General features: G+C 53.0%; 15 protein-coding genes. All 15 read left to right on the top strand.

Features of this window, described 5'->3' with window-relative positions:
- Positions 1-24: 24 nt before the first annotated feature.
- Positions 25-333, top strand: a complete 309-nt coding sequence (locus tag K0I31_RS03315) for a Flp family type IVb pilin (protein ID WP_220044236.1) — start codon at positions 25-27, stop codon at positions 331-333.
- 32 nt (positions 334-365) lie between these two features.
- Positions 366-1,766 (top strand): hypothetical protein, encoded by a 1,401-nt coding sequence (locus tag K0I31_RS03310; protein WP_223294758.1) that lies wholly within the window; start codon positions 366-368, stop codon positions 1,764-1,766.
- Entirely contained in the window at positions 1,766-2,626 is an 861-nt protein-coding gene (locus tag K0I31_RS03305; protein ID WP_220079888.1) for a hypothetical protein, read from the top strand. Before K0I31_RS03310 ends, K0I31_RS03305 begins: the two co-directional genes overlap by 1 nt.
- A gap of 4 nt (positions 2,627-2,630) precedes the next feature.
- Positions 2,631-3,302, top strand: coding sequence for a hypothetical protein (locus tag K0I31_RS03300; protein WP_220079887.1), 672 nt, complete (start codon positions 2,631-2,633; stop codon positions 3,300-3,302).
- A gap of 7 nt (positions 3,303-3,309) precedes the next feature.
- On the top strand, positions 3,310-3,501 hold the full coding sequence (locus K0I31_RS03295; protein WP_011864453.1) for a hypothetical protein: 192 nt from the start codon (positions 3,310-3,312) through the stop codon (positions 3,499-3,501).
- Between the two features lie 14 nt (positions 3,502-3,515).
- The gene (gene cpaB, locus K0I31_RS03290) at positions 3,516-4,412 is read left to right on the top strand and encodes a Flp pilus assembly protein CpaB (RefSeq protein ID WP_220079886.1); all 897 of its coding nucleotides are present in this window, start codon (positions 3,516-3,518) and stop codon (positions 4,410-4,412) included.
- A 56-nt stretch (positions 4,413-4,468) separates the two neighbouring features.
- Positions 4,469-5,719 (top strand): type II and III secretion system protein family protein, encoded by a 1,251-nt coding sequence (locus K0I31_RS03285; RefSeq protein ID WP_258406563.1) that lies wholly within the window; start codon positions 4,469-4,471, stop codon positions 5,717-5,719.
- 9 nt (positions 5,720-5,728) lie between these two features.
- Positions 5,729-7,441 (top strand): TadA family conjugal transfer-associated ATPase, encoded by a 1,713-nt coding sequence (locus K0I31_RS03280; RefSeq protein WP_220079885.1) that lies wholly within the window; start codon positions 5,729-5,731, stop codon positions 7,439-7,441.
- Complete coding sequence (locus K0I31_RS03275) at positions 7,434-8,285, top strand: type II secretion system F family protein (RefSeq protein WP_220073074.1); 852 nt, start codon at positions 7,434-7,436, stop codon at positions 8,283-8,285. The genes K0I31_RS03280 and K0I31_RS03275 overlap by 8 nt, the downstream gene beginning before the upstream one ends.
- A gap of 8 nt (positions 8,286-8,293) precedes the next feature.
- A complete protein-coding gene (locus K0I31_RS03270; RefSeq protein WP_220079884.1) occupies positions 8,294-9,157 on the top strand; it encodes a type II secretion system F family protein in 864 nt (287 codons plus the stop codon).
- 1 nt (position 9,158) lies between these two features.
- Positions 9,159-9,503 (top strand): DUF192 domain-containing protein, encoded by a 345-nt coding sequence (locus K0I31_RS03265; protein WP_220079883.1) that lies wholly within the window; start codon positions 9,159-9,161, stop codon positions 9,501-9,503.
- Positions 9,491-9,973: a tetratricopeptide repeat protein gene (locus tag K0I31_RS03260; RefSeq protein ID WP_220079882.1), complete on the top strand. Its 483-nt coding sequence runs from the start codon at positions 9,491-9,493 to the stop codon at positions 9,971-9,973. The genes K0I31_RS03265 and K0I31_RS03260 overlap by 13 nt, the downstream gene beginning before the upstream one ends.
- Positions 9,974-10,005: 32 nt before the next feature.
- Entirely contained in the window at positions 10,006-10,653 is a 648-nt protein-coding gene (locus K0I31_RS03255) for a pilus assembly protein (protein WP_220079881.1), read from the top strand.
- A 78-nt stretch (positions 10,654-10,731) separates the two neighbouring features.
- Entirely contained in the window at positions 10,732-14,955 is a 4,224-nt protein-coding gene (locus K0I31_RS03250; protein ID WP_220079880.1) for an IPT/TIG domain-containing protein, read from the top strand.
- Positions 14,956-15,137: 182 nt separating this feature from the next.
- Complete coding sequence (locus K0I31_RS03245) at positions 15,138-15,815, top strand: hypothetical protein (RefSeq protein ID WP_220073070.1); 678 nt, start codon at positions 15,138-15,140, stop codon at positions 15,813-15,815.
- Positions 15,816-15,826 lie beyond the last annotated feature (11 nt).

Raw genomic sequence — 15,826 nt, 5'->3', positions numbered from 1 at the left:
TTCCATAAATCATAAAAGGAACTTATGGTGAAAAAGATACACATACAAGGTCAGGGCATGACCGAATATATCATCATAGTCGCCTTAATCGCCGTTTCGGCAATTGGCGTCTACAGCTTCTTCGGCAAGACGGTGCGTAACCAGGTTGCCGGCCTTTCCGCCGAGGTCTCAGGGCAGAGTGCTAACGGTCAAATAGGTCAAGCACAAGGCGCAGCCACCGCAGCAAACGGTGTTGCCAACCAGGATTACAACCTAGGTAACTATGACCAAGGGGCGAATAGTGCCAGTGGTGGTACCGGCTCAGGTAGTGGCTCAGGTAGCGGCGTAGATTAACCCCAGCCTTTTCGACTAGCCAAGAGACTCCTATGAAACCAAATACCATGCGCTCCAAACAGCGAGGGCAGGCCATGGCATTGTCTTTAATGCTGATGTCGCTCGCACTCATGTCTGTGCTCTACAGTTTTAATACAACCAAGGTCAATCTCAACGCAACCAAGCTGCAGAATACTGCCGACAACACGGCCTACAGCGTCGCGACCTTTGCCGCCCGAGATTTCAATTTCAAGGCCTATACCAACCGTGCATCTGTCGCGAATCAAGTCGCCATCGCCCAGATGGTCGGGCTCTCCTCCTGGTTCAACATGACAGACCAATTCGCACAAAATGCCTGCACAACCCTCTGCTGGGTACCTTATCTTGGCCAGGTACTTGCTGGTATCGAGAAGGCGGTCGGCACCATCAACCAGGTGGCGCAACCCGTATTTGAAGGCTTGATCTACGCCGAAGACGCCATTCTCTGGACCTTGAGCAGCTCACAACAGGTTATCCACTACGCTGGCATGGCCTCCAGCATCGAATCCGCCGGCAAGGTGGTCAAGGCCAATGATAGCGATGCCAGGCTGGATCTGGCGCAAAATCCACTACTGTTTGTCGATGTGAAAGATACCTGGATATCGTTCCAGAAGCGCCATAGCCGCAACCCCAATAGCAAAGAGACCCAGTTTAGAGATTTCATCGGTGTGACTCTGGCGTCACGCGATCCCTTCAGTAAAAACAGAACCTATAAACTTGGGGGGATCTGGTCGATGACCGTCTTCCCTATACGTTGGAAGACCCAGAAAACCGGTGGTAGCGATCTGATAGCCTACGACGATAGGCAGGCTGAATCCTGGACTTCTATGGATACCATCAGCTTCCACCTCTCCAAGTTTCGTTGTAGTTGGTCCGGTTGCCGTTGGCGCGGATACAGAGAGATCCCGCTCGGCTGGGGCTCGACCAGCTCGGATGATCGCGCCGATATTCCCCGCGAAGGTGATCGCCAAACCTGGGGCAGCAGTCGCCGCATCAACCGTACTGCATCCCAATACGCGGGTTACGCCCAGGAAACTCGCGGCGATTACAATGGTGTCCGCCCCTTCTTCGGTCTTTCAAGCAGCGCCAACAAGAAGAGTCAGACGGATAACATCGCCATTGTGGTCTCTAAGAAACGCAACAATGTCGGCACCTCAAGCAGTGTGCAACTGGTTGGCGATGGCCTTAACCCGGCAAAAGACGAAGAGATGCTCGGCAATCGCATGACGGCCTTGGCGACAGCTCAGGCCTACTACTCACGCCCAAGAGATCTGATGCAAATCACCTCTTCCTGGGCTAGACGAGATGGCCGCCACGAATATGGCAACCTCTATAACCCTTTCTGGCAGACCCGTCTGACCGACTCCACCAACGGCGAGCGCAGCACAGTGCTGGCCTTAACGAGGATGCTCTAATGGCCAACAGACAAAAGGGCCAGGCGTTGGTCGAGAGTGTCGTAGGGCTAAGCTTTGTGATTGTCCCCCTGCTGATCATCTTCCCCTTACTGGCTAAGGTCTCTAGCGCCCAGCACAGGGCAGATCAGGCCGCGCACTATAACGCCTGGGAGCGCACCGTTTGGAAAGAGGGTCGCCCCGACAGAATGCCAAGCCGCAGCGGCCTCTATGTGGCCATTCGCTCAGATGAAGAGCAGATGCAATACCTGCCCTGGCGCATCTATCAGCAAGATGGCCGCAAGATAGCGACTCGTCAAAAGGATCAATGGAGCTGGGACAACAATGTCCACCCGCTCCTCAAGTATCCCCTCAAGCGCGACGGCACAAATAGCCTTCTGCTAAAGAACCTGCAGGAGTCGGCCAAGGATGAACAGGAACTGGCCAGAATTAGCGGTAGCCAGCAAGGTTCTGGAACACCTGGGACCTATGGCGCAAGTGTCGAGCGAGCCGTCGGCATGCTCTCTTTTACCGGCTTTAAACTGCCCAGAGATCAGTTCTATCGCACCCAGGTCAAGACAGATCTGGAAAACCTCGAAATGAGTCCATTCGACCAACTAAACCTGAGTGTCGAGGGTCAAAGCGCCCTGCTCGCCTCAGGCTGGAACGCCGCCGGCCCCTACCATGTGAAGAGCCGGGTAAGACGCTTGGTGCTGACCAACTATATGGACGTTGGCGTGATCCGCACCGCCCAGAACCTCATCGGCATTATCCCCTTCGGCAAGGAGATCAAGTCCAACTCGCTGAAGCTAGGTTTCGTCGAGCCCGATGTGCTGCCCGCCAACCGCCTATGTACCTATGGCACCAAGAACTGTGGAGGCTGACCCCATGAAATCGCTTTTCCCTCTTATTCTCGTCCTATTCACCGGCCTTACACAGGCAAGCGACTGGCCTGAAGTAAATTTTCCCGACACCGCCAAGGTAGAGATAGTCGCCGATGAGATGCGCTACAACGGCTACCCCATGAAGACCTGGGTGGTCAAAGACACTCAGACCCAGGCCCAGCTGGCGGCCTTCTTTACTAAGGCCTGGCAGAAGGAGAGCGAACGCTTCGACTCCCGCCCCTTTAACGGCGATCTGGTGATCAACAGCCTGCAACCCCCTTATCTGCTGACCGCCCGCATCAGCCAGCAATTTGATGGCGTCACCGCCTTTGTCGGCATCACTAAGAACATGGAAGAAAATGAACTGGCTAAGGTTAGACGCAACACTTTTCCTCAGCCCAGCGGCGCGACCGTGCTATCTGATATCGCCTCAACCGACCTCTACAAGCAGGGGCGCACTATCGTGCTCAGCAGCACTCGCAGCCTTTCCAGCAACTATCACTATTACCGCCGTCACTATCAGCAGCGGGGCTGGGTAGAAGAGACCGCCATACTCGATACCCAATCGGGCAAGGCTGCCCTTCAGATGAGCCAGGGAACCAATAGCGTCGATATCAGTTTCGACACCCGAAATTCGCAAGTTTACATAGTTGCCAATCAAGTGAAACAAGGATGATGAACCCATGCAGTTAAGCAACACCCGCTGTCGGGGCCAGGCCAGCGTCGAATACCTGGTGGTATGCGGCGCCTTAGTCGCCGCCCTGCTCACCCCCGTCAGCAATGATGACAATGTGCTAGACCTCTGCGCCGATGCCCTCACCGAGTGGTATACGGCGTTTGCCTATACGAAATCGCTCTCGATACTCCCCAACTAACTTCAGGTTTAACGATGAAATTAAAATCAATTGACTTCAATTGGGTGCTGCTAGTTATTGCCTTGATCTTAGGTGGTATTTCGGCCTGGGCGACCAAGAACTACTTCATAACCAAAGAGCAGGAACTCAGAGATGAGTTAACCAAGGACAACATTGCGATGGCCGACGTCATCGTCGCCACCCAGCCTCTGAAAAAGGGCGACATCATCTCCCAGGCCAACATGTCTGTGCGTCAGATCCGCGCCGATACCCTGCCCCTGGACGCCATACACCCCAGCCGCTTCGGCGAGGTCTCAGGTCAGATGTTGCTACAACCCATGGCACCGGGCCGCCCGCTGATCGAGACCTATCTGCCCGGCATGCGCGTGGCGCAGTTCTCCGACATTCTTAAAGAGGGCCAACGTGCCGTCACCATAGATATTGATGAGATTAACTCGAGTGCCGGCATGCTGGTGCCCTCGGATCATATCGACCTGCTGCTCTCCTTCAAAGAAGAGGGACGCGATGGCGAGCGAAAACGACTTCAGCTACTACTGGAAGATGTCACTGTGCTGGCCACAGGCAGACGCAGCATAGATGTCAATCCCGAGTTGGTCGACACCCTTTACGACAACCCCAACGCCTATAACACAGTGACTCTGGCGCTATCGGTCAACGACGCGGCGCGCGTCTCACTGGCAAAACAGAAAGGCGATTTCGTCACCCTGCTGAGAAACCAGAAGGAGTCTAGCGCGCTGGAGTTTATCTCTATGCATGAAGGCCAGCTGTTTAATCGCGAAGAGGAAAACCACGAGCTTGCCGTAGAGGTGATCACCGGTGGCAGTGGCATCAAGACCAGTACCCAAACCTACCCGCTTCACAAAGAGATGCTAGAGCAACTCAGCCAACAAAAAGATAAAGCCGTACTATGAAAACATTGAAAATTGTCGCATTTTTTTGGATATGCCTACTGCTGCCCGCGTCCAGCATGGCACACAACAATCGCCCCATGAAGCTCTATGTCGGTGCAGTCGAACTCTATAAGGCCGCCAACGTCGAGCGTATCGTCGTGGGTAACGGCAAGGTGCTCAGCGCCAAGGTCGTCGATAACAAGGGCGTCTTGCTGATCGGCGAGGCTCCGGGCAATACCGACCTGCAGCTATGGCAAAAAGATGGCAAGCTGATCAAGCTCAGCCTCACCGTCACCCCAGACAACAGCCTGCGTACCACGACCATGGTCAAGAAGATGCTCGCCGCCTTCCCGTCGCTCACTGTCTCAGAGAGCGATGGCCTGATCATAGTTCAGGGCGAAGCCGACCTTGCCCAGAAAGAACAGCTGGAGAAGATCCTCGAAGGCGATCCTAACGTCGTCTCCCTGGTGAAATACCTCAAGTTTGCCAAGACAATGTCACCCATGGTGAAGATGCAGGTCAAGATAGTCGAGTTCAACAAGTCGACCCTCAACAACGTCGGCATCAAGTGGGAAACCTCCATGGCTGGTCCGGCATATGGGGTAGCTAAGGGCTTTACTGCCAACCCTATCTTCAACGTCGCCTCACCCGGCCAATACACAGAGGCGATCACCAAATCCATTACCGAGAACATAGGCGTCTTAGATACCCGTGGCTGGAGCTCGCTGGGTATCGTCTCGGGTATCGGCAGCCAGATCCAATTGCTATCTGAAAAGGGCGATGCCCGCCTACTGGCCCAGCCCAACCTGACCACCCGCAGCGGCGAGTCGGCCAGCTTCCTGGCCGGTGGCGAGTTCCCTATCCGCAGCGTCAGCGGCCTGGGCGCCGTGGATGTCGAATATAAAGAGTACGGCATCAAGCTGGACATCGAGCCTGTGGTAGACGAGCAACAAAATATCGTCAGCCGGGTCATGGCCGAAGTCAGCTCAATCGATCCTTCTGTAGCCGTCGATGGTGTGCCAGGTATGCTGACCCGCCGCACCGAGTCTGTGATCAACGTGAAGAACAACGAGACCATAGTGATCTCTGGCCTGGTCAACAGTGAAATGTCCAAGATAGTCAACAAGTTCCCTCTGCTTGGCGATATCCCCATCCTGGGTGAACTCTTCAAGTCCCGCGACTTTAAAGACGACAAGACAGAGTTGGTCATCTTCGTCACCCCTGTGGTGGTCTATCCGGGGCAGGAGGAGCATGACACTCAACTCAATCGCGGCCTGGAGATGGCGGAAGAAGCCACCAAGCTCGAAGCTTTCTACATCTTGGACTAGGAGCAGCTCATGTTTAACATCTTAGTCAGCACCACCAAGGGGACCAAGGTCGGCGAGTTTCAATGTATCCACCGCGAATGCCGTGTGGGTAAAGATCCCGATCAGCTGATCGTCCTTCGGGGCTTTAAGATCTCCAAGCATCACGCCACCCTGCGGCAAAATGAGGAGGGGATCTTCATCGTCGACAACAAGAGCCGTACCGGCGTGCGCGTGAACGACGAGAAACATCAGGAGTTCGGTCCCCTCACCCTCAACGACAAGATTCAGGTGGGCGATTACCAGCTCAGGGTACAGAGCAGCGATCCGCAATTTCAGGCAAGTGCCCCCGCCGAGACGCCACCGCCACCTGCAGCGCCCGTCGTGGCACCAGCCGCTCCCGTGGCCGCTGCAGCCGTAACCTCTGCCGAGGCGCAGCCTCCAATAGTGACGGAGCAGAGCGCCCAGATTCAGAGACGCAACGAGTGGCGCCGCAAGGTGCATACCGAGCTACTCAAGCAGATGGATCTGCGCCGGGTTAACGTTAACGAGATGAGTGATACCGAGCTGCGCGCCCAGAGTGAGGTACTACTCAAACAGATCATCGACAACTTCAAGTTACCCGACGATATCGAGATCTCGGCGCTGACCAAAGAGGTCTTGGACGAGACCATAGGCTTAGGGCCGCTCGAGGGGCTGATTGCCGACCCAGATGTCACTGAGATCATGGTCAACAGCCATGATCAAATCTTCTATGAGAAGGCGGGTAACCTCTACCTGTCGGATATCGCCTTCTCCGACGATCAAGCGGTACTCGGCGCCATCGAACGAATCGTGACCCCCATTGGCAGACGTATCGACGAGAGCTCCCCCATGGTGGATGCCCGCCTCAAGGATGGTTCCCGCGTGAATGCGGTGATCCCCCCGCTAGCACTCAAGGGTCCCTGCATCACCATACGTAAATTCATGCAGCGACGCCTGAGCTGCAACGATCTGGTGGCCTTTGGCTCCATGAGCCAGGCCATGGCGGAGTTTCTTGAAATCGCCGTGAAGCAGAAGCGCAACGTCGTCATCTCCGGGGGGACAGGCTCGGGTAAGACTACCCTGCTGAACGTACTGTCTAACTTCATCCCAGACAACGAACGTATCGTTACGGTGGAAGATGCCGCCGAACTGCAACTCTATCAGCCTAACCTGGTCTCCCTCGAGGCCCGTCCCCCTAACCAGGAGGGCAAAGGTGCCATCGAGATCCGCGATCTGGTCAAGAACTGCCTACGGATGCGTCCCGATCGCGTGGTGATCGGTGAATGCCGTGGCGGTGAGGCGCTCGATATGCTGCAGGCGATGAACACGGGTCACGACGGCTCGCTCACCACGGCCCACTCCAACTCGCCAAGAGACTGTATCTCACGTCTCGAGGTGATGGTGATGATGGCGGGAATGGATCTACCTGTCACGGCGATCCGCGAGCAGATCACCTCGGCGGTCAACATCATAGTGCAGCAGTCGCGCTTCTGTGACGGCTCGCGCCGAGTTACCAGCATCTGTGAAGTTACTGGCATCGAAGGCACTGTGGTGCAACTGTCGGAGATCTTCAAATTCCAGCAGACTGGCTTCGACGAACAGGGCAAGGTACAGGGCTATTACACCGCAACCGGCACTCTGCCCGAGTTTTACGAACAGCTAAGAAAACAAGGGATCGCCGTACGTTTGGATATCTTCGACAAGGATAGCCGCTATGAGTAGTCCGTTGATTGCCGCCATACTGGCGTTCGCCTCGGTCACCATGCTGGTGTGGGCGCTTAAGCATCTGTCGACACGCTTCGCCAAACGCTATCAGGAAACCTTTACCAGCTCGGCCCGCACCAACCTGTTCGATATGTTCCTGTTTATCGAGCCAAGGCAGCTGTTTGTCATCAACATGCTGACTCTGTTGGCGGTGCCTTTCCTGGTGCGGCTCTTCTTCGGCTCCTGGGTGCTGGGGATATTACTGAGTATCGCGCTGGCGCTGCTGCCACGCTTCGCCTATCAGTTCCTGCATAAGCGCCGTCGCCGCAAGTTTGTCCACCAGCTGCCCGATGCACTCAATATGATCGCCTCTTCGATGCAGTCGGGGGCCAACGTCAGCAACGCCATCGAGTTTATGGCCGAAGAGATGGAGGCGCCGATCAAGCAAGAGTTTCAGCTCTTCCTGCGCGAGCAGCGCCTGGGGGTGGAGTTCAACACGGCGCTGGACAACATGTTTAAACGCATCCCCGAAGAGGAGTTTCAGCTGGTGACCGCCGGCATGCAGATCTCCCGTGAGGTCGGGGGCAACCTGGCGGAGGTGTTACAACGCCTCTCAGCCACCTTGCGACGCAAGATAGAGATGGAAGGCAAGATAGATGCCCTGACCTCCCAGGGCAAGATGCAAGGGATAGTGATGACACTGCTGCCCGTCTTTATCGGCGTTGTGCTCTACCACATGGAGCCCTCCGCCATGGGCCGTATTCTCACCGAGCCTATGGGGTGGGCCCTGATTGCCCTGGTCATCATCATGCTCACCAGTGGCTACCTGTCGATCCGTAAGATCGTCGCGATAGACGTATAGGGAAAATCATGGTCAATCTTATTGTCGCCTGCTTCGTGATCTCCTTCGTTTTTCTGATTGTAAGCTGCGCCCGCATCTACCACAGAGTACCGAAGGAAAACCGTGAATTTATGGACCCGCTATCGCCGGGTCTCAAGCTTATCTGGCCCCTGGTACGCCTGCTGGCCTTCTATGTCAGTGAGAACCTCAGCGTCGATTATCTGGAGCGGGTCTCCAAGAAGCTCCAGGTCTCTGGATTATCCTACATAATGACCGCCGAGCAATACTTTGCCATCCGCATTCTGAGCACCCTGTTTAGCCTGGGGCTGACGCTCATATGTAGTGCCATGCTCGACGCCTATGTGCCTCAATATCTGCTGCTGGCCGCCGTGTTCGGTTACTTTCTGCCTGTGATGACTCTCAACGATCTGCGTAAGAAACGTCAGGGGCTGATCGTCAAGAGCCTACCCGTGTATCTGGACTACCTCACCATGTCGATCGAGGCGGGCCTGAACATGACGGGCGCCCTCAGCCAGGCGGTCGAGCGCGGCCCAGCCGGACCACTGCGCATCGAATTTGAGAAGGTAATTCGTGACATGCGCGCCGGTATGTCACGTGCCCAGGCGTTTCGTAACATGGCCGATCGTGTACAGGTGACCGAGGTCAACAGCCTGGTCAGCGCCCTGGCACAGGCGGAAAGAACCGGTGCCAGCCTGGGCCAGACACTGAGGATCCAGTCGGATCAACGCCGAATAGAGCGTTTTCAGCGCGCCGAGAAGAAGGCTCTGGAGGCACCGGTCAAGCTGGTCTTCCCGCTGATCGTCTTCATCTTTCCCGTGACCTTTATGATCTTGGCCTTTCCGATTGCCATGAAGTTTATGTACGAGCTCTAACATGAAGAAAACCATACTGAAAACCCCAAACGGACAGGCGATCACCGAAGTCTTCGTGGCCGATACTCCCTGGCTCAGACTCAGGGGACTGTTAGGTCGTCGCCCCCTCTCTCACGAGCAAGGGATGCTTATCGCTCCCTGCAGCTCTGTGCATACCTTAGGGATGCGCTATGCGCTGGATATCGTCTACCTCAATAAAAACAACAAGGTGCTTAAGATCACCCGAAATCTTAAGCCCTGGCGCAGCAGTGCTTGTCGAGGTGCCACTCAGGTTTTGGAGTTGGCGGCAGGCAACTCCACCCACAAACAGATAAAACCCGGAGATATTTTGACATGGGCAAACTAATACGCCTCTCGCTATTCGTCGCCGTTACCGCGCTACTCGGCGCCTGTTCATCGACGCCTCAGAAGCCTGAGCACAAGGGCAATGAGCAGATCATGGCGATTCAGTCTCAGGCGGAGCATGCCTACAAACTGGCCATGTTGGATCAGGCGGAGAGCCTCTATCTCGAGGTACTAAAGAGCGTACCTAACTATGCGCCCGCCTGGTTTCGCCTGGGTAACATCTATACCCGTACCAACCGTCATGAAGCGGCCATCGCCGCCTATCGACGCTGCATCGAGCTAGAGCCAAATAACCAGAAGGCCTGGTACAACATGGGATTGGTGCGTATCAAGCAGTCCACCAATCTGCTCAATACCGCCAGCAACCAGGGCGATGCCGACTCTGCCGTGGGCCGTCAAATCAAGGCGCTGCTCGACGCCCTCAATCAGCTGCAGAGCCAGCCACAAACGACGGCACAGGCGGGGCTATGATAGCGGCACGATCGAAACAGCGAGGGCAGAGTATGTTTGAGTTCAGCCTTGCCCTGCCGTTTCTTATTCCCATCATTCTGGTTGCCATGATGTTGATCGTGCAGTGGGCCTTTATCTATACCAGCAAGAGCACCCTGGATGCGGCCACGGTTGCCGCCGTTCGGGCCGGCACCCTACACCATGGCAATATTGACGAGATGCGCAAAGGGCTGGCCCAGGGAATGATGCCGCTATTTGCCCACGGCACGGGCACGAGTGACACGGTACAGGCCTTCGCCAAGGCAAGACTCGCCACCCTGGTACAAAGTCAAATAACCATACTCAGCCCTGACAGGGAAACCTTCGACCGTTTCAAGGTGCGAAGTCGATATGACACAGGCTCTCACTATGAGATCCCCAACAACAACCTGATGTTTCGTGACCCTGCCCCCAAGAATGTGGGCAATAACCGACAACTGAATGTGCAGGACGCCAACCTGCTGCAGATAGAGGTGCGCTGGTGCCAAAAGCTGATCGTCCCCTTTGCCAACTACCTCATTAAGGAGATAGTCACCTCCCCCTTCTATAACCCAAGCCGGGAACAGCTGGCATGCAACGTGCTGGGATTGGCAACGGGTGATACGTATTTGGCAATCACGGCTCAGGGACTGATGCGTATGCAGACACCATTTCGAATGTAAGCTCAGCGAAACAGCTAAACCGAATATTCAATACCAAACAAGAATTCTGGACCTTGTAAAATCATAGGGATATATAAAATGAAACACACGTCTCGCCTGACCAAGCAACATTGGCTGGCACTCATGCTGACCTCGACCCTGGCAATAACGGGGTGTAACGGCGAACTCAAAGAGGGAGAAGGCCCTAACTCTCAGGTACCGACAGATCCTGTGGACCCTGTTGATCCCACCAATCCAACTGAGCCGACCGAACCTACGGATCCTACCGATCCCACAGCCCCCCCTCAGGTGGGCACCTGGGAAAACAGGGATGAAGATGGCGACGGCGTGGTAGATGAATTGGATGACTATCCGTTTGATGCCAGCAAGCATGCTTATCCTCTGTTTGTAGAACAAGAGCCAAATGACAATCCTGCGGTAGCCACCCCAATCGAAATCGATCTCGGCGTCAGGGTACAAGGTGTCATTGACTCAGAGTTTGATAAAGGCGACCTGTTTAAATTCCATGTCGATAAGCCGCAATCTTACACAGCCTATTTCACTTCACCTTCGGCAAGGTTTAAACCTCAGGTTTATGTTTCAGATGCCAATGGTTTGGTCATTAATGACATTCAACTATATCGATACACTCGTGCAAATACCTATGTAGTGAACTTTCCCGTCTATACACCAGGTACTTATCAGCTCAGTATCATAGATGAGAACTATGCTGGCGGTAGCGACCTCACCTATCAAGTGACTATGTTTAACGATCAGGATATCGACGGATTCGACGATACGAAAGAGCCCGCCTTAGGCGCAGATATCAATGAAAATGATCAAGATAAAGACAAGATCATTGACGGTATCGAATTCAGTATGGCCTTGGAGAGTCTAGGACTAGACACAGACCGGGACGGCATTCCCAATTGGTTAGATACCGACTCAGACGGCGATAGTTTCAACGATTCCATCGAAGGCATGGAAGATTTGGACAATGACGGCGCCCCCAACTTCCTTGAGCGCGATGCCGACGGTAACGGTATTGATGATCAACTAGAAAGTGGCAACAGCAATGATCCCACTAACACGGATAACGATAAATTTATTGATCACTTAGACAACGACGACGACAACGACGATATCTTCGACAAGAATGACGCTCAACGTTTAATCCCGGCCACTATTGTCTCCTGGACCAAGCCAGGCGATCTCTTTATCGAATCTCTGCACACCCTCTTCCAGCAGAATAAGATCAAAAACTATCTCAGAGCCGGGGATGAATTCGAACTCACCGTCGAAGGAGTGTCTAGTGCGTCTGAAAACACGCTGTTAGTGGTGAACATAAATGGCAGAATTTACAACCTATTTCCAAAGCAGGTCGAACACGCATCGCAAAGAAGCCACCTAAGGTTTTTACTTCCCCAAGATATGGGTAAGGGCGCGCTCTCGATTGTTATCGGCACAAATAAATCAGACCCATTTCCAATTGAAATTGGCGACGCTGAACTGCCACTACTCATGAGTTCTAACCCTAGAAGCCTCAAACCAGGCCAACAGATAACACTTAGTGGTGACAACTTTGATGAAGACACCAGCGTTTTCTTCAACAACCAACCTGTCAATGCCCAGTTCGTCGATGAAAACACTGTTCGAACCACAGTGCCAGAGACATTGAGTGGTGGTAGCTACTCTGTCAGCAATGCTCACGGACAGAGTAACCCCATCACCTTCATCATCACACAAGAGATAGCCGTTAACGTCCTCGAACCTTCAGCCAAACCTTTAGCTGCGATAGGGGGCATCTATCCCGAGATGGCCAAGGCGCTTAATGGTAATAGCTTCGAATTGGAGAAAATGGGGAGTGAGGCGGAAGTCATCTTCTCTTATACCCAGGGTGCCGACGGCCAACTCGAAGCCTACCTGAGTACAGTCTATTCCATGAACCAAGACAGTATCTCATTGAGCTTCGAATCGACAGCCTTGGCAAGCTTGGTACTTCATATGAACTATTACTATGAGGCAAAAGGTGTCGGCACAGAGAAGTTCATGCAAATAGTGCAGACAACACAGGCATACCAAGCTTACCTCGCAGAGGCCAAAGCGGCACTAGCCAAAGATACGAGCTTCTTCGGCTATAAGGCGAGAAAAGCTGAAGCTTACGATCTACTCAACCGGTTTGAGTCCAAAATCAAGGAAGAGCTAACCTCAAAGCGTTTGCTGAAATCCTCGTTGTCACCATCCAAGGCTAGGTTAACTCCTCTAGATGACGGTGCCGCGGGATCGAGTACCAACCAGGCACTATCGGCTATTGAACCCAGCATAGTCTCCTATCCAGAGACTAATGGCACTTGGCAAGCCTTCGACATGTCGATGGCGGCCACAACCTTCGCCGAAAACAGTACAGAGATAATGAATAACTGTGGCGAAGGGGTCGATCCCAAGTGGTACCAAGTATTGAATGCCGATGGCTGCGTTGAAATAAGAAATCGCAGTCAGCTCTACCTAAGCGCCAGAATCTATCCTATCGATTCCAAAACAGGAGAGATAAAAACAGATCTAGCCTCTCTCAACAAACCGATTGCCGACCATATCACTACCCCTTGGGATTCGGGCATGATGGGGCCGCAATCTGGTACCTGGTTAGGCATTTCGCTCTGGTCGAGTGATTCCCTTATCGACAAGTGCGTCTATACAGATTGCCTATACCAGATCATCACACCTGGCGTTGATGGCATTTTCGGCCCCAGCCCATTCAGCTTCAGGGGACTAGAGGCCTACGATAAGCGAGCTCAAGATGCCCGTAAGATGTTGGCGATCAGGACCATTATAGATAATGTCGTCATTCGGTTTTACTCCATATTATTCGATGCGGCGGGCATAGACCTCAACGACAGCAAATACAAGAAACAGGCAACAGCCCTGGCAATCGTCAAGGCCGTTTATCAATACCTGCCAGCCATCAGCACAGAGATCGACAAACTAATGGCCAAGGATAAGCCAAGTTTTGACGACTGGCAGACCCTTGCGGCTAATCTAGGGAAGGAGTTATACAGCAAAGAGATCAAGGCGGTGATCTCAGATCCAACCAATCGTGCCTCCTACGGCCCAGTCACCATGGCACTTCTGACTGCATTAGAGGTTGACGAGAAATACTTCATCAACAAAATGCTGCAAAAGGTCGCCCAAAAATTTATTCCTGGCTGGGGGACTATTACCTCGGTATATGAAGCCAGTAAGCTTGCGGACTCTATGGTCGATATGGCCAAAACCATAGACGATCTGGTCGATGTGCCGACCAAGCTCGACTATATCGTTACCTGGGGACTAAAGGCCTCAGATATCACGCCAAGAGCCATTGAGAAGACCCAAGAAACTAAGCGATTTACCATAGTCGGAAGTGGCATGGCCGTCGTTAAAGGGGTATTTGGTGATACCAAACCAGAAGTGAAAGTCTTCGATCTGGGCAAGGGTGAGAAGCAGCTCGACACCAGTTTCGTAAGCGTCAATAAACTGGGCACGGAACTGACCTTTGACCTTAATGACATAAGCCAAATCGAGAATGCTGTAGGCCCCTTAAAGGTTGAGGTTCACCACAGAGATGAGGTGGCCGAGGTACCTTATGAAATTCTAATCGGCACAGATCTCACGATCACTAACATAACGCCTAACAAGGCTTCTCCCGGCACAGAGTTAGAGATAAGTGGCATTGGTTTTAGTAAACAACCAATGGGCAATATCGTCACCTTTAGCGGTGCGAATGGGGAACGTATTAGAGCTGCGGTAAAGTCTGCCACCACAGATACCCTAGTGATTATCGTGCCTAATGGTGCGGTGACTGGGTATATCACCGTGGAGGTCGCCAATATATTGAGTAATCAATACCCATTCGTTGGACCAAGCCAGCTACTGATCACCTTTGGTGACAATGGTAACTTTAACGACGATGTGTTTAAATTATCGGTCAATAACAAGGTGATGTATGACAACAACCAACCTCAACGCAAGGTGGGCCCACTAAACGTCTCGCTTGAGGAAGGTGAACATACAGTCCAGTTAACAGGTATTCGCGCCGACGACGGTATTGCCACCTACTACATTGAATTTGCTGGTGATGTTGTCAATGTCAGCGGTGATGCGTTAACGGGTAGAGACTTATGTCCAAATACACATAAGACCTATAAAGTCACCATCGCCAGCGGCGCTGACAGCTCAGGGCAATCGGCTTCGTTAAAAGCACAGATACAGCCAATGATATTGCAACCCGAGTATGCCAATATGGCAGCCGAGACACCAACAGAGTGTCCCAAGGCCAACCAATAAAGGACAAAATGGCCCCTAGGGGCCATTTTTTATCCCTGATAAAAAAATGTTAAAACCACTTGTGGTATTGATAACTTTGGTTAGCTACCGCGGCGCTCCACAAGGCGACAGTCACGACATGATTTATTTACTCAAATAGCGGCATTCACAGGCTCACTTGGCATAAAAGGAACCCGATAAGCATGGAAAAGCTAACCCTTGACGACACTCCCTGGTTTGGTACCACAGACTTCAAGGGAAAGAACCAACTAACTAGCGACAGCGACGTTCGCCTCAAGTCATCCAGGTTGCTCTACCCGCTGCCCTTGCCGTTAGAAATACTCTTTTTCATTGGCCCACTGACATTGGCCATTCTGCCCTTTATCAATCCTAGCCTTATGCTTCCAGAGGCCTGGCTGATGCTAAATATCGGCGCCATCATAAGTTATCTGCTTCTCAAGAAACTGTTTATCAATAGTATTTATGGTCGGGCGAAAGCCCATGTTTGCCAGATTAACGCTGAAAGGGTCTGTATTCCCGGCAGTCCCCTTATCGATATCAAAGCGGGCCCTTTGGAAATGCAGCGACGAGACATAAAGGAGATAGGCGTGCGTTATTGGCCCAGCACGCGCGACCTGCGCACCACCTACGATGTCAGCGAACTCATCATCACGGTGCAATCGGGTAAATCAATCTGTTTGAAGAGCCTCTACTTCCCGATTAAGCCGCTACTCTACCTGCTGGTCTATTTCGACTACCCCATCGCAACGCAAAAACGTCGACACTCTTTGACCATCGTCGCTCGTAGCCTGTTTGTCGCCTTTCCTATCGTTGCGCTTGTGGCGGTAACTGGCTTGCTGTTTAAAGAGTATTTTCTGTAAGCCCATCAACT

Origin of the sequence: Shewanella spartinae, assembly GCF_019457555.1 — a bacterium.
Taxonomy (GTDB): domain Bacteria; phylum Pseudomonadota; class Gammaproteobacteria; order Enterobacterales; family Shewanellaceae; genus Shewanella; species Shewanella loihica.
This window is presented reverse-complemented; position numbering and strand designations above follow the sequence as displayed.

Bases quoted from the DNA above. Each gene is read 5' to 3' on its own strand.
- K0I31_RS03250 (WP_220079880.1), top strand. From the start codon at position 10,732: ATGAAACACACGTCTCGCCTGACCAAGCAACATTGGCTGGCACTCATG.
- K0I31_RS03265 (WP_220079883.1), top strand. From the start codon at position 9,159: ATGAAGAAAACCATACTGAAAACCCCAAACGGACAGGCGATCACCGAA.
- K0I31_RS03275 (WP_220073074.1), top strand. From the start codon at position 7,434: ATGAGTAGTCCGTTGATTGCCGCCATACTGGCGTTCGCCTCGGTCACC.
- K0I31_RS03300 (WP_220079887.1), top strand. From the start codon at position 2,631: ATGAAATCGCTTTTCCCTCTTATTCTCGTCCTATTCACCGGCCTTACA.
- K0I31_RS03245 (WP_220073070.1), top strand. From the start codon at position 15,138: ATGGAAAAGCTAACCCTTGACGACACTCCCTGGTTTGGTACCACAGAC.
- K0I31_RS03295 (WP_011864453.1), top strand. From the start codon at position 3,310: ATGCAGTTAAGCAACACCCGCTGTCGGGGCCAGGCCAGCGTCGAATAC.
- K0I31_RS03315 (WP_220044236.1), top strand. From the start codon at position 25: ATGGTGAAAAAGATACACATACAAGGTCAGGGCATGACCGAATATATC.
- K0I31_RS03305 (WP_220079888.1), top strand. From the start codon at position 1,766: ATGGCCAACAGACAAAAGGGCCAGGCGTTGGTCGAGAGTGTCGTAGGG.
- K0I31_RS03260 (WP_220079882.1), top strand. From the start codon at position 9,491: ATGGGCAAACTAATACGCCTCTCGCTATTCGTCGCCGTTACCGCGCTA.
- K0I31_RS03310 (WP_223294758.1), top strand. From the start codon at position 366: ATGAAACCAAATACCATGCGCTCCAAACAGCGAGGGCAGGCCATGGCA.
- K0I31_RS03285 (WP_258406563.1), top strand. From the start codon at position 4,469: ATGGCACACAACAATCGCCCCATGAAGCTCTATGTCGGTGCAGTCGAA.
- K0I31_RS03255 (WP_220079881.1), top strand. From the start codon at position 10,006: ATGTTTGAGTTCAGCCTTGCCCTGCCGTTTCTTATTCCCATCATTCTG.
- K0I31_RS03280 (WP_220079885.1), top strand. From the start codon at position 5,729: ATGTTTAACATCTTAGTCAGCACCACCAAGGGGACCAAGGTCGGCGAG.
- K0I31_RS03270 (WP_220079884.1), top strand. From the start codon at position 8,294: ATGGTCAATCTTATTGTCGCCTGCTTCGTGATCTCCTTCGTTTTTCTG.
- cpaB (WP_220079886.1), top strand. From the start codon at position 3,516: ATGAAATTAAAATCAATTGACTTCAATTGGGTGCTGCTAGTTATTGCC.